The sequence below is a fragment of the Halobiforma nitratireducens JCM 10879 genome (genome assembly GCF_000337895.1).
Classification (GTDB): Archaea; Halobacteriota; Halobacteria; order Halobacteriales; family Natrialbaceae; genus Natronobacterium; species Natronobacterium nitratireducens.
The window spans coordinates 66,722-79,852 of the sequence record NZ_AOMA01000003.1; the positions used below are offsets into that span (position 1 = coordinate 66,722).

The 13,131-nt window shown below is 63.2% G+C and carries 12 protein-coding genes; 4 read left to right on the plus strand and 8 right to left on the minus strand.

What is annotated here, in order from left to right:
• The first annotated feature begins 9 nt into the window (after positions 1–9).
• Together C446_RS00420 and C446_RS00425 are read left to right on the plus strand one after the other, a co-directional pair.
• Entirely contained in the window at positions 10–2,241 is a 2,232-nt protein-coding gene (locus C446_RS00420; protein WP_006671061.1) for a CDC48 family AAA ATPase, read from the plus strand.
• 261 nt (positions 2,242–2,502) lie between these two features.
• Positions 2,503–2,799, plus strand: a complete 297-nt coding sequence (locus C446_RS00425) for a hypothetical protein (RefSeq protein WP_006671062.1) — start codon at positions 2,503–2,505, stop codon at positions 2,797–2,799.
• Between the two features lie 33 nt (positions 2,800–2,832).
• On the opposite strand, the gene C446_RS00430 is transcribed toward C446_RS00425, so the two are convergent.
• From C446_RS00430 to C446_RS00460, 7 genes are all read right to left on the minus strand, one after another.
• Entirely contained in the window at positions 2,833–3,771 is a 939-nt protein-coding gene (locus C446_RS00430; RefSeq protein WP_049919953.1) for a DMT family transporter, read from the minus strand.
• 109 nt (positions 3,772–3,880) lie between these two features.
• On the minus strand, positions 3,881–4,246 hold the full coding sequence (locus C446_RS00435) for a DUF7344 domain-containing protein (RefSeq protein WP_049919943.1): 366 nt from the start codon (positions 4,244–4,246) through the stop codon (positions 3,881–3,883).
• Between the two features lie 131 nt (positions 4,247–4,377).
• Complete coding sequence (locus C446_RS00440) at positions 4,378–5,835, minus strand: ABC transporter ATP-binding protein (protein WP_006671065.1); 1,458 nt, start codon at positions 5,833–5,835, stop codon at positions 4,378–4,380.
• Positions 5,832–7,115 carry an ABC transporter ATP-binding protein gene (locus C446_RS00445; protein ID WP_006671066.1) on the minus strand — a complete coding sequence of 428 codons (1,284 nt, stop codon included), beginning with the start codon at positions 7,113–7,115 and terminating at the stop codon, positions 5,832–5,834. The genes C446_RS00440 and C446_RS00445 overlap by 4 nt, the downstream gene beginning before the upstream one ends.
• Before the next feature lie 5 nt (positions 7,116–7,120).
• Positions 7,121–8,116 carry an ABC transporter permease gene (locus C446_RS00450; protein ID WP_006671067.1) on the minus strand — a complete coding sequence of 332 codons (996 nt, stop codon included), beginning with the start codon at positions 8,114–8,116 and terminating at the stop codon, positions 7,121–7,123.
• Positions 8,116–9,102, minus strand: coding sequence for an ABC transporter permease (locus C446_RS00455; RefSeq protein ID WP_049919944.1), 987 nt, complete (start codon positions 9,100–9,102; stop codon positions 8,116–8,118). Before C446_RS00455 ends, C446_RS00450 begins: the two co-directional genes overlap by 1 nt.
• 85 nt (positions 9,103–9,187) lie before the next feature.
• Positions 9,188–10,789 carry an ABC transporter substrate-binding protein gene (locus C446_RS00460; protein WP_049919945.1) on the minus strand — a complete coding sequence of 534 codons (1,602 nt, stop codon included), beginning with the start codon at positions 10,787–10,789 and terminating at the stop codon, positions 9,188–9,190.
• Positions 10,790–10,946: 157 nt separating this feature from the next.
• Between C446_RS00460 and C446_RS00465 the strand changes: the two genes are divergently transcribed.
• Together C446_RS00465 and C446_RS00470 are read left to right on the plus strand one after the other, a co-directional pair.
• Complete coding sequence (locus tag C446_RS00465; protein ID WP_006671070.1) at positions 10,947–11,606, plus strand: hypothetical protein; 660 nt, start codon at positions 10,947–10,949, stop codon at positions 11,604–11,606.
• Between the two features lie 76 nt (positions 11,607–11,682).
• On the plus strand, positions 11,683–12,132 hold the full coding sequence (locus C446_RS00470; RefSeq protein WP_006671071.1) for a DUF2240 family protein: 450 nt from the start codon (positions 11,683–11,685) through the stop codon (positions 12,130–12,132).
• Positions 12,133–12,472: 340 nt separating this feature from the next.
• On the opposite strand, the gene C446_RS00475 is transcribed toward C446_RS00470, so the two are convergent.
• Entirely contained in the window at positions 12,473–12,997 is a 525-nt protein-coding gene (locus tag C446_RS00475) for a hypothetical protein (RefSeq protein WP_006671072.1), read from the minus strand.
• Between the last annotated feature and the right edge of the window lie 134 nt (positions 12,998–13,131).

Genomic DNA, 13,131 nt, shown 5'->3' on the forward strand with positions numbered 1-13,131 from the left:
TCCCGAATCATGAACGAAGTTCAACTGGAGGTTGCGAAGGCGTACCCGAACGACTCGGGTCGCGGTATCGCCCGACTCGACCCGGACACGCTGTTGCATCTGAAGCTCAGTCCGGGCGACATCATCGAGATCGAAGGTGCGGATACGACCGCGGCGAAGGTGTGGCGGGCAGACCGGCAGGACTGGAACACTGACACCGTCCGTATCGACGGCTTTACGCGACAGAACGCCGACGTCGGGATCGGTGAACGGGTGACGATCCGGAAGGCGGAGGCGACGAAAGCCGATGAACTCGTCCTCGCGCCGCCGGAAGAGGCGTCGGTTCAGTTCGGCTCCGACGCCGCCGGCATGGTGAAACGCCAGATCCTCAAGCGACCGGTCGTGGGTCGAGACATCGTGCCCGTGATGTCCTCGACGAACCACCCGTTCATGCGCTCGCCGGGCCAGGCGATCCCGCTGATCGCCGTCGAAACCGAGCCCGAAGGCGTCGTCCTCATCACCGAGGATACCGACGTCGAACTCCGGGAAGAGCCCATCTCCGGCTTCGAGAAGACCGGTGGCGGGATCACCTACGAGGACATCGGTGGCCTGCAAAGCGAGATCCAGCGGGTCCGGGAGATGGTCGAGCTCCCGATGAAACACCCCCAAATCTTCAAGAAACTCGGCATCGAGCCACCCCAGGGGGTCCTGTTACACGGCCCGCCCGGAACCGGGAAGACCCTGCTCGCGAAGGCCGTCGCCAACGAGACCTCCGCGAGTTTCTTCTCGATCGCCGGGCCGGAGATCATCTCGAAGTACTACGGCGAGTCCGAACAACAGCTCCGGGAGATCTTCGAGGACGCCCAGGAGGAGTCGCCGTCGATCATCTTCATCGACGAACTCGACTCCATCGCGCCCAAGCGCGAAGACGTCACGGGCGAGGTCGAACGCCGCGTCGTCGCACAGTTGCTGACGATGATGGACGGCCTCGAGTCGCGCGGACAGGTGATCGTCATCGCGGCGACCAACCGCGTCGACAGCGTCGATCCTGCGCTGCGTCGGCCCGGCCGGTTCGACCGCGAGATCGAGATCGGCGTCCCCGACGAGACGGGCCGCGAGGAGATCCTTCAGATCCACACCCGTGGCATGCCGCTGTCGGACGACGTCAACCTCGGCCACCTCGCCGACGAGACCCACGGGTTCGTCGGTGCCGACATCGAGTCACTGACCAAAGAGGCCGCGATGAAGGCGCTGCGTCGGTACCTCCCCGAGATCGATCTCGACGAGGAGGACATCCCGCCGAGTCTCATCGACCGGATGATCGTCAAACGCGAGGACTTCCGTGGTGCCCTCAACGAGGTCGAACCGTCGGCGATGCGGGAGGTCCTCGTTGAGCTCCCCAAGATCTCCTGGGACGACGTCGGCGGTCTCCACGAGGCCAAAGAACAGGTCCAGGAGTCCGTCGAGTGGCCACTCAGTAACCCCCAGCGGTTCGATCGCCTCGGGATCGATCCACCCGCTGGCGTCTTGCTGTACGGTCCACCCGGTACCGGGAAGACGCTGATGGCGAAAGCCGTCGCTAACGAGACCAACGCCAACTTCATCTCGGTGCGGGGACCACAACTCCTCTCGAAGTGGGTCGGCGAATCCGAGAAGGCCATCCGTCAGACTTTCCGCAAGGCTCGACAGGTCTCGCCGACGGTGATCTTCTTCGACGAACTGGACGCGCTCGCGCCCGGCCGTGGCGGCGGCGAGACGGGATCGAACGTCTCCGAGCGGGTCGTCAATCAGCTGCTGACCGAACTCGACGGGCTAGAGGAGATGGAGGACGTGATGGTCATCGGCGCGACCAACCGACCGGACATGATCGACCCCGCACTCCTGCGTTCGGGTCGGTTCGACCGGCTGGTTATGATCGGCGAACCCGACGTCGAAGGCCGAGAACGCATCCTCGAGATCCACACTCAGGACACGCCCCTGGCCGCGGACGTGACCCTACAGGAGATCGCCGAGATCACGGACGGCTACGTCGGGAGCGACCTCGAGTCGATCGCCCGTGAAGCGGCCATCGAGGCCCTGCGTGAAGACGAGGAAGCCGATGTCGTCGAGATGAGCCACTTCCGACAGGCGATGGAGAACGTTCGCCCGACGATCACGGACGAAATCCTGGACTACTACGAGCGAATCGAAGAGGAGTTCCAGGGCGGTTCGGGTGGTCCGGACCCGACCGGCCGCCGCAGCAGCCGTATCGGGTTCCAGTAAAACCCGACGGCTCGCGTTCCGGTTTTCGGTTTCGATTCCCACGTCGACGTTTTCACCCCGTAATCACGTCTTTCGACCGCCGTAGGCAGTGCTTTGGGCAACTCGAGTGCCACGTAGCGATCAGGCTGCCGATCGACTGTGCCGCTCCCGCCGTCCTCGAGCGACGCCGCGGCGTATTCGGTTGAATCGACGCCAACCGATCGAAACCGTCCGGGCGATATATGCGACGCCGCCGTGAGGTGCGTCCCGTCAGGTGTTTCGATGGCAGAGTCCTCGAGCGGACGCGACGGAACCGCATCGCCCCCGGCGTCGGACACTCTAGGGGATTCGAAAACCGAATCGTCCGCCTCGGGCGGCCGCGGGCGTCTGGAGCGACTCCTCCCCGGGCTGGCGAAGCCGATCCGGAAGGCAGGCTTCTGGGGAGCGATCCTGCTTCCGTTCGTCTACGCGCCGTTGCTGTTCGTCGGGCTCTCAACGTGGATCGAAGCGGTCGTCTTCCTCGCGCTCGTCGTACTCAACCTGTTCGCGCTCTACGTCGGCCACTCCCATCGGCGATAGGCCGACCGTCCCTCCGTCTCCGTTCTCGTCAGGTCACTCCCTCGAGTTCGAGTACAGTCGGTTGAGGGACCCGAACTCCTCGCGAAGCGCCTGCCGCTTGACCAGCGCGAAGCCGGCAACGATGAAACCGAAGCCGACGACGGTCGTCGCGTCGACGACTTCACCCAGGTAGAGCCAGCCGACGATCGTCGCGAAGATCGGTGCGACGTACGAAACCATGTTGATCTCGACGGCACCGAGTCGATCCAGCAGGTCGAAGTAAAGCAAGAATCCGAGAGCGCTGGCGATCAGCGAGAGGTACGCGAGCGCACCGAGCGCCTCGGGGTGGGTCCAGGCCGACGGATCGATCGGTTCTCCCATCGCGAGGCTGATTCCGTGCATCACGAGCGCGCCGCCGATCATCGACCACGCCTCCATCGTCTCGATGGGGAGCGAGGCGTCGATACGGCGGGTCAGCACGCTCCCGAGCGCGAACGAGGCCGCAGCACAGAAGACGAGCAGTTTTGCGACGAAGTCCGTCGACAGCAGGTTCGACGGGTCTGGCTGGGAGATGATCGCGACGCCGACCAGCCCGAGCAAGACGCCGACGATACCGATCAGCGAGAGCGCGTCCGACGGGACCAGTACCCGAGCGAACCCGGTCGTCAGGACGGGCGAGAGACTCACCAGGATCGCCGCTGCCGCCGCCGTCGTATGCTGTTGGCCGACGAAGAGGAAGGCGTGATAGGCGGCGATCAACAACACGGCACCGACCGCGACGACCGCCCACTCCTCACGGCCTCGCGGGAGCCAGGCCCCGTCCTCGAGAACGGCGGCTGCGTACACGAGCATGATGACTCCCGCGATGTCGTACCGCAGCGCCGCGAACAGTACCGGCGGAAAGTGTTCGAGGCCGGCGCTGATCGCGACGAAGGCGGACCCCCAGAAAGCCGCAAGTGCCAGGAAAAGGACGAGATTCCGGTACCGACTCACACCGGTAGTCCCGGTCGACATCTCCTATACGTTTCGATCAGTACGGAGCGTCGCCGCGACCGTCGAGCGAGACTCGCCTGTCGTGTCCGTCCGCGCCGTCGGGACCGCCCTAGAGCGTGGCCCGAGCCCGGAGCTCGGGGTCCTCTTCTGTCTGTCGGAACTGCTCGAGGAGGGGCTGGATATCGTCGAACCCGTCGGCGAGGACGATGTCGCCGCTGCGCAGGTCGTAGTCGACGATGTCGTAGTCGGCCAGCCGGGGGAGGTGGTTGTGTACGAGCGAAACGTACGTCCGCTGGCGCGTCTCGTCGTCGATTCGGTCGACGGGCACGTCGTGTTCCCAAGCGGCGACCTGTGTGACGACGTCCTCGATGTGGACGTTGTGGTCGTCCGCCAGTTGGTAGAGCACGTAGCGGCGCTTCGACTTCGCGAGAAGTGAACAGGCAGCCTCCATTCGGCTGTCGCTCGTTCGGTGCATACTGGTTCCAGGTTCCCGTGGGTATTACACCTGGTGCCAATACAGATTGGGTTTCTCGCCTATCGTCTTTCTTTTCGAAACGAGGGTGAAAAATAGAACGACGGTCGCTCTCCGGGGGGAATCGGCCCCCGCTATCGGGAGTCCGACTCGGGAGCGCGATGCCCTGACTCGGCGAAGAGGTGGCAGGCGACGGGGTGGTCCTCGTCGGCGCTCGAGCCGTCGCTCGTGCTCGAGGGTCCGGCTTTCTCCATCCCCGTGCCTGTCCCTGTGCCTGTTCCTGCTCCTGCCCTCGTCTCCGTCCCCGTCCCGGAAAGGGGCGGGTTCTGTCTCTCACACACAGTCTCGTACTCGTCCCGGAGCCGTTCTGCGGCGGCCTCCCAGTCGGACGCCGCAAGCTCCGCCAGCGCCTCTTCGACGATCGCGTCGTCTCTCGCGGGGAGGTCCCGGTCGAGCACTCGCTCTTTGAGCGTCGCGACGAACTCCGATCGGTCACCGACGGCCAACCGACCGTCTTCGAACTCGAACTGGCCGTCCTCGCCGACCGTCTCGAGCGAGATATCCCGCCCTTCGATCCGTTCACGGAGGTCCATGATCGCACGGAACGCCGCCCGATCGATGTCGATGTCCTCGGGCGGGATCACCTTCGGACACCGTGTCCGGAATCGACAGCCGCTCGGCGGGTCTCGTGGGGACGGCACGTCCCCCGACAGCGTCTCGATCTCGCGATCCTGTTCGTCCGTCGAAGCCCGGGGGACGCTCTCGAGTAGCGCCTCCGTGTAGGGGTGTTTCGGGTCCTCGAAGACGTCGGCAGCGGGCCCGATCTCGACGATCTCGCCCAGGTACATTACGGCGACCCGATCGCAGATGTGGCGGATCACCGAGAGGTCGTGACTGATAAGCAGGTACGTCAGGTCGAACTCCGCCTGCAGGTCGTCGAGGAGGTTGAGAACCTGCGCCTGGACGGAGACATCGAGCGCGCTCGTGGGCTCGTCCAAGACCAGAAACTCCGGATCGAGGGCGAGCGCTCTCGCGATGCCGATGCGCTGGCGCTGGCCCCCCGAGAACTCGTGTGGATACCGATCCAGCTGCTCGACCGAGAGGCCGACTCGCTCGAGGAGCTCCCGAACCCGACGTTCGCGCTCCTGTTCGGTCCCGACATCGTGGACGGCGAGTGGCTGCTGGACGATCTCCCCGATCGTCATCCGGGGGTCGAGACTCGAGAACGGGTCCTGGAAGACGACCTGTGCGTCCCTCCGGAACTCCGTGAGATCGCTTCCCTCGAGGTCGTAGACGTTCTGTCCGTCGAACTCGACCCGGCCGGCAGTCGGCTCCTGCAGGCGAAGCAGCGTCTCACCGGTCGTCGACTTGCCACAGCCGGACTCGCCGACGAGACCGAGCGTCTCGCCCTCCTGAATGTCGAAGCTGACGCCGTCGACCGCACGAACGGCGACGGGGTCGTCCCCGAGCAGCCGATCGACAAGCGAGTTGTTCTCCCAGAAGTACTTCTCGAGGCCGTCGACGCGAACGAGTGGCTGCCCGTCGGCGGGGGCGTCGCCAGCGCCAGCCGTGTCGGGTGTCTCGGTACTCACAGTCGATCACCTCCGGAGCTCTCGACGGTACCTTCGGCCCGCTCGGGTTGGACGTCTTCCTCGGTGCGGTCCGGGTCCGCGTGCTTGTCCGCCGCGGCCCGCTCCGTCTCGCCGAAGTAGCCGTCGGGCAGCGCCCGCGTCCGGTCGTATCTTCGCTCGGCGAGCACGCATCGAACTTCGTGGTCGTCACCGCCGGCGTCGTACTCCGGCGGGTGGTCGAGACAGTCTTCCATCGCTTTCGGACAGCGGTCCGCGAAGTAACACCGGTTTTCCATCTCCGAGTCGAGGAGGCTCGGCACGTTTCCGGCAATCGGCTGGAGCCGGCCGGTCGTCCCGTCGAGATCCGGCAGCGAGCCGAGTAGCCCCTCCGTGTATGGGTGGACGTGCTCGTCGAAGACGTCCTCGAGGGAACCGCGTTCGACGATCTCGCCGGCGTACATCACGCCGACACGGTCACACATCCGAGCGATGACCCCCAGGTTGTGCGTGATGAGAACGATCGTCATCCCGGTCTCTTCCTGGAGATCGGCAAGCAGGTCCAGCACCTGTGCCTGAATCGTCACGTCCAGTGCGGTCGTCGGCTCGTCGGCGACGAGCACGTCCGGTTCGCCCGCGAGCGCCTGTGCGATCATCGCCCGCTGGAGCATTCCACCGGAGTACTCGTGGGGGTACTCGTCGGCCCGCTCGACGGGGTCGGGAATGCCGACCAGCTCGAGGAGCTCGATCGCACGGTTGCGGCTCTCCTCCGTGACGTACTTCTTCGAGGGCAACACCGTCGAGAGTGCGAACGAGCCGAACGAGTACTCCTCGGTCTTGGCCCGCGTCGAGCGGGGTCGGGAACTGGCACGCCGCTGTACTTCCACGGCCTCCGCGAGTTGCTCCCCGACAGTCAGCGTCGGGTTGAAACTGCTCTCGGGGTCCTGGAAGATCATGCTGAACGACGTTCCACGCAACGACTCACGGATTTCCGGCGGCACCTCGAGCAGGTCGACGTACTCGCCGTCGACGGCCTCCGGGTAGTCGTCGCGGACGGCGTCGGCCAGGTCCGAGTCGTGGAACTCGATCGATCCGTCGGTGATCTCGCCCGGCGGTTCGATCAGGTCCATGATCGACCTGGCAGTGACGCTTTTCCCGCTTCCGCTCTCGCCGACGATCCCGAATACCTCGCCGCGTTCGATCCGAAGATCGAGGTCTGCGACCGCGTTTACCTGTCCTTCCTGCGTGAAAAACCGTGTCGATAGATCACTAACTCGTAGGATCTCCTGTTGTGTGTTCGTCATCGCTGTCACCGTCCTTCACCTTCGATGTTCGGGTCCAGTGCGTCTCGGAACCAGTCGCCCAGCAGGTTGACGCCGATCACGGTCAGAACGATCCCGATACCGGGGAACATCGAGACCCACGGTCGGGTCCTGAGTACGTCCTGCCCGCGCTCGATCTCGTATCCCCACGACAGGGTCGTCCCGGAGAACCCGAGATAGGCAAGCGAAGCCTCGAGCAGGATGATGACCGCGATCTGGATCGTCGCGAGGACGATAATCGGCGTCAGGCTGTTCGGGAGAACGTGCTGGAGCAGTATCGTCCTATCGCTCGTCCCGAAGCTCTTTGCGGCCTTGACGTACTCCTCGTTGCGGATCGCCAAGGCTTCGCCGCGTGCGACCCGCGCGAACCAGACCCAACTGACGAGGCCGACGACGATCGTTACGGTCCCGGGTATCGGAATGGCTTCGGGCATCCCGTCGGCCAGACCGATCATCACGAACGGATCGGGAACCATGACCGGCGACTCCCCGAACACGCCGATCAACGCGAGCGCGAGGACGAGCGCGGGAAACGCGAGCATGGTGTCTGCGACTCGCATCAGCGCGTCGTCGACCCGACCGCCGTAGTAGCCGGCGATCAATCCGACGGGGACGCCGATCGCGAGTGCCATGATCGTCCCGAGAACGCCGACGAGCAAGGAAACACGGGCACCGTAGAGGAACCGCGAGTAAACGTCTTGTCCGACGTTGTTCGTTCCCAGAATGTGCTCGCTCGTCGGCTCGACGGTTATCTCGACGATCTCACCGTCTTCGGCGATACTTCCGGTGTACTCGTGGCCGATCGGCGGATACTCCGCGCCCTGCTCGTCGTAGTAGCCGGTTCGGGTCGGGTCGTGGGTGGCCAAAAGCGGCGCGAACGTCGCCATGAGGATGATCGAGACCAGCAGGACGAGGCCGATCTTCGGGAGTAGACTCTGGAAGAACGTTCGCTTCAGGTTCGACTTGACTCTGTCCGAAATCATCACTCGTTCACCTGCGGGTTGAGATACGAGTAGATCGCGTCGACGAAGATGTTGATCGTCACGAACGCGATGGCGATGAACACGACGATTCCCTGCATGAGCGGCCAGTCACGCGCATCCAGCGCGTCGATCAGTCGGAGACCTAACCCCGGCCAGTTGAAGACCGTCTCGGTGATGACTGCCCCACCCATCAGCGTCCCCATCTGGAGCCCGAGGACGGTGATAATCGGGATCATCGTGTTCCGGAGCACGTGTTTGTAACGGACGAGCACGTTCGGCAGCCCCTTCGCACGGCTGGCCGTGACGTACGGTTTCCCGAGTTCGTCGATCATCCCGCTACGCGTCAAGCGAGTGATCAGCGCTGTAAAGTACGTGCCAAGCGTTATCGCCGGCAGGGCGATGTGTTGCAGCCAGGTGATCAGGCCGGTGGCCGAACCGTACTGGACGAGCGTCACCATTGCCTCTCCGAACCCGACTGCCCGGCGGCCGGTCGGAAGCACGCCGATCCAGACGCCAAACAGCAGGATCAACATCAGGCCCAGCCAGAAGTTCGGTGTCGAAATCCCCAGCAGGGAAAACATCGTCGCCCCGTAGTCGGACGGCTGGTTCCGCCGGGTCGCCGAAATCACACCTAGGGGAATCGCGATGACGACCGCGACGATGGTCGCCACGACCGCGAGTTCGACCGTCGCCGGAATCCGCTCGATCACCATCGCTTCGACTTCCCGATTCGACCGCCAGGAGTACCCGAAGTCGCCGACGATCAGCCCCTGCAGATAGTCGAAGTACTGGACGTAAATCGGCTCGTTTAGCCCTTCTTGTTCGCGAACGTGTTCGATGAGCTCCTGGGTGGCTCCCTCGCCGAGCATCAACGTGGCCGGATCGCCAGGCGACACCGCCCGGAGCCCGAACATGATCGTAACGACACCCCAGATAACGAATATACCCTGCAGTACCCGTCGCAGGAGGAACTTTCCTACATTCATTGGAACGTATGATCGATCATCGTTGAAACGGATCGCATAAACTCCAGGAACGATACGTCGCGTTCGTTCCTGTCGAAGCGTCGACTTACGTCTCCATCTCCCAGAGGTAGACGGTCTCGTCCTCGCGGGGGTCCCACTGGATGTCCTCACGGACGCCGTAGATGCTCTCCTGGGTGTGGAGGAAGACGAACGGCGCTTTCTCGTGGGCCAACTCGTTGACGTACTCGAGTTGCTCGCGGCGTTCGTCGGGGTCTTCGATCTCCTGGCTCTCGATGATCTCGTCGCTGAGTTCCTCGTCGTCGAACGTTCGTGCCGGGTTGTCCGGAATCGTAAAGAAGCCCTGGACCCCGTAGTCGGTGTCGCCCGTGATGGTGCCCCAGCCGATGAGATAGAACGGAATCTCGAACTCGTCGGGGTCGACGCCGGCGGAGTTGGCGTCGGAGACGATACCGAAGTCGACGACGTTCGCCTCGCAGTCGACGTTGTCGAGCTGGTCGATCTGGTCGGCGACGGTCTCTCCGACTTCGGCGTCGTTGAGGTACCGACCCTGCGGGACGGTCAACTCGATCTCGACGCCGCCGTAGCCGCTCTCCTCGACCAGACTCTCGGCCGTGCCCAGATCCTGCTCGTAGGGTTCGATATCTTCGTTGAAGCCGTTGATACCCGGCGCGATCGGCTGGCCGCGGGGTTCGCCGAAGCCGTTGAGGATCTCGTCGACGATTCCTTCGTTGTCGACCGCGTAGTTCATCGCCTGCCGGAATTCCTGGCTGTCGAACGGCTCGACAGTGTTTTTCATCGGGCAGAAGATGTTCCGGAAGCTCGTCACCTGCCGAATTTCGACGTCGTCGGCCTCTCGAACGGTCGTCACGTCCTCGGGCAGGATGTTGATCGTGAGGTCCGTCTCGCCGGCCTCGAGCGAGCTCACGCGACCGCTGGATTCGCCGTCAGCGTTGAACACGACGCGCTCGAACGGCGGTTCCTGGCCCCAGTAGTCGTCGAACCGCTCGACGACGATCTGCTCGCCGGACGTGAACTCGACGACCTCGTAGGGGCCAGTGCCGTTGAAGTCCTCGGCCTCGGCTCCGGAGATTTCCTCGTTTTCGGCGTCGTGGTTCTCGATCGCCCACTCCATGTTGAGCGCTCGAGCGTAGTTGCCGAACTCGAACTCGGCGAGACCTGGTGCAGCCTCGTAGTTGACCTGTACCGTCGTTTCGTCGAGTGCTTCGGCCCCTTCGATCGAACCGAGGCCGAACGAGCCGATATCACTGACGACGCCCATGTCGGGATCGACTGTTCGGTCGATCGTCCAGGCGATGTCCTCGGCGGTCAGGTCGTCACCGTTGTGGAACTCCACGTCGTCGCGAATGTACAGTTCGGTCGCGCCTTCACCCTCCTGAATCTCCCAGTCGTCGACGACGCGTGGGAAGATTCCTTCGCCGGGCTCGAAGTCGAACAGCGGCTCGTAAATGTGGTCGTAAATGTCGAAATAGTCCCCGGTGATGTGATCGAGCGGGTCGATCGTATCGGGGAACTGCGACAGCGTGACCGTAAGTTCGTCGACATCTCCAGCGGGGTCCTCGTCGCCGAGACAGCCGGCGATCGCGGATAGCCCGGTGGTGGCTCCAGCAGCCCCAGTGAGCTTGAGCAACGTTCGACGATCCATGCTCGTGGTGTTAGCACCCTTCATACGAGTCTAATGTGATCAATAGGTACTATAAAGGTTGGTGGTATGGAACACGGTCACACGAGACGGTTGGGAACCAGTCGCTAATAAAAATAGTTCGGCCGCTGCGAAATCCGAACTCACCCACAAGCTTAAGTTTCGCTCATCTCGTAGACCGAGTATGGCCGCTCACGGCCGGTCCGCACTGCGGGACCTGTTCGACGAGTCGCCCACGCCGCATATCGCCCATCCTCCTCGGACTCACCACCGCGATTTCTACGTCGCTACCGACGGGTCATTCCGGGAGTCGGGCGGCGGCCTGGGGGCCGTCATCGAAACGCGCGACGGCGCTCGCGTCGCACGCATCGCGACCGCGGACGCGCCGCCGGACAACAACGTCGCCGAGTACCGGGCGCTTCACCTCGGGCTCGATGTCCTCGCGGCGAGGGCCCCACGTGACGCTCGCGTCGGCGTCCTCGTCGACCACGATTCCCTGGCGAGTAACGTCAACAGCGCCATCCTCGCCACCAACCACCCCGACGGGAAATCCCCACAGCCGCTGTCGGTCCCGGCGGAGACCAGACACCACTGGCGGGGTATCCGGGCCCGACTCTGTGGGTTCGACGAGGTCCGGGCGGCGCGGATCGACAGCGATCAGAACCCTGCCCACCCGCTCGCGAACGAACCGGACCGGTACCAACACGTCAACCAGGAGCCCGAGCGTTGCGTACTTCCCGATCCTCCAGAACCGGTCTCGAGGGCGTCGGGGGGCTCCGGGGCCGACTACCTGCCGCCGTCCAGGGCCGACCGCAACGGCGGCGGTGGCCGGGCTTCGGACTGACGCCGACAGTCGTCGAGCCGGGTCGCACCGTTCGGAACCGCCACCGTTATTTCGACGCTCGCGAGAGTCGTCTTCGATGAGCCTTCGCGTCGCCGTCGCGGCCCCGTTCATCCAGCACGGCACGGACAGCCTCGAGGAGGGGGAGTTCGTCGTCGCGCTCTCGCTGGATCGGGACTGGTTCTCGCCCGACCAGGCCAAGCGCCTGATCGACGTCGCGACCCGCGACGGACTGCTCGAGCGCGAGGGTGACGACCTCGTCGCGACGTTCGATCCCGCCGCTGTCACCGTCCCGGAGGAGTTCGTTCCCGACGAGGATATCCTCCAGGAACGGTCGGCGTTCGAGCAGGTCCTCGATGCGCTCGTGGCAGAGGGTATGGAGAAACACGAGGCAGTGGGGGCAATAAACGGGCTGCAGGACGAACTCGGTGTGACGATTGAAGCTGCAGCAGTGGTCTACGCCCGACGGGAAGGCGTCGAGGTGGAGGAACTCGTGCCGATCGCGAAAGCGGGACTGTCGGAGGAGTGAAATCGGAGAGACGGTTCACGCTGGTGTGTTGGATCGCGGCCCTCGACCCACGGTGACCAAGTTGATCTGGGATCACTTCCGGTAGCGCCGGGCAAGTCGGCTTACTGTGTACTGATCCAGAAAGACACGGCTATTCAACAGAGTAGTTACAGGTGGCTTCTCGATGCCAGCAGCCGGGAGGTCCTTGGTAGACGTGTGCGCGATGTGGCGACGATACGAGGTCGTTCGTCCGGGAAGACCGGGACGTTTCACACAAGAGAACAGGTCGTGGCGTAGACTGGCACGTATTCTGACCGCGGTACGGGAAGCCGCGCCGTTTACGGCGCGGATGGTGCCATTACTACCGTTCTGTCTCGTTGACTCTCGTGGTACCGTATATTGTTTCTTCGCTCACATTCCTGATGCCAACAGCGGCGCTTTCCTCGGGGATCGAGTAGCTCGAGACCATTGGGTAGCTACCATTGTCCCAGAGCTCGGAAGCGATGAATACCGTCGAGTCTCCAGAGAAATCCACTATCCCTACTTTCGCAGCCAGGTCCGTATCGTGGTCGGCGCTGAAGCTATAGAGATTCCCCTGTTCGATAGCGGGGCTGGCAACGGTTCGTAGCTCATCTGGTGACAATCCACCGGCGTAATCGATGAAGACCGGCCACGTCTGAGACGTATTAGCTACGTCGCTGGCATCGTACTCATCGACCGACTGCTCGACAACGTCCCCAGTCTGTGTGCCATTGACTTCCTCAGCTGCGACAGTCGTCAGACCACTGGTTAGAATGCCTGCACTAGTTAGAGTGGCGATTCCGCTTTTGAGAGTCGACCGTCGGGTCGATCGGCGTGACATTGCATATTGGATTTCCATGCCCATGAGTTAAGTCCGATACCTATAGCTATAGGCAATAACCAAGGAGTGAAACAACTGGTACAAAATTACGTCCCCGACTAACTCGGCTCTTGTCCCCTCCGACGGCATCAGTTATATTACACATGACTATAGTAACA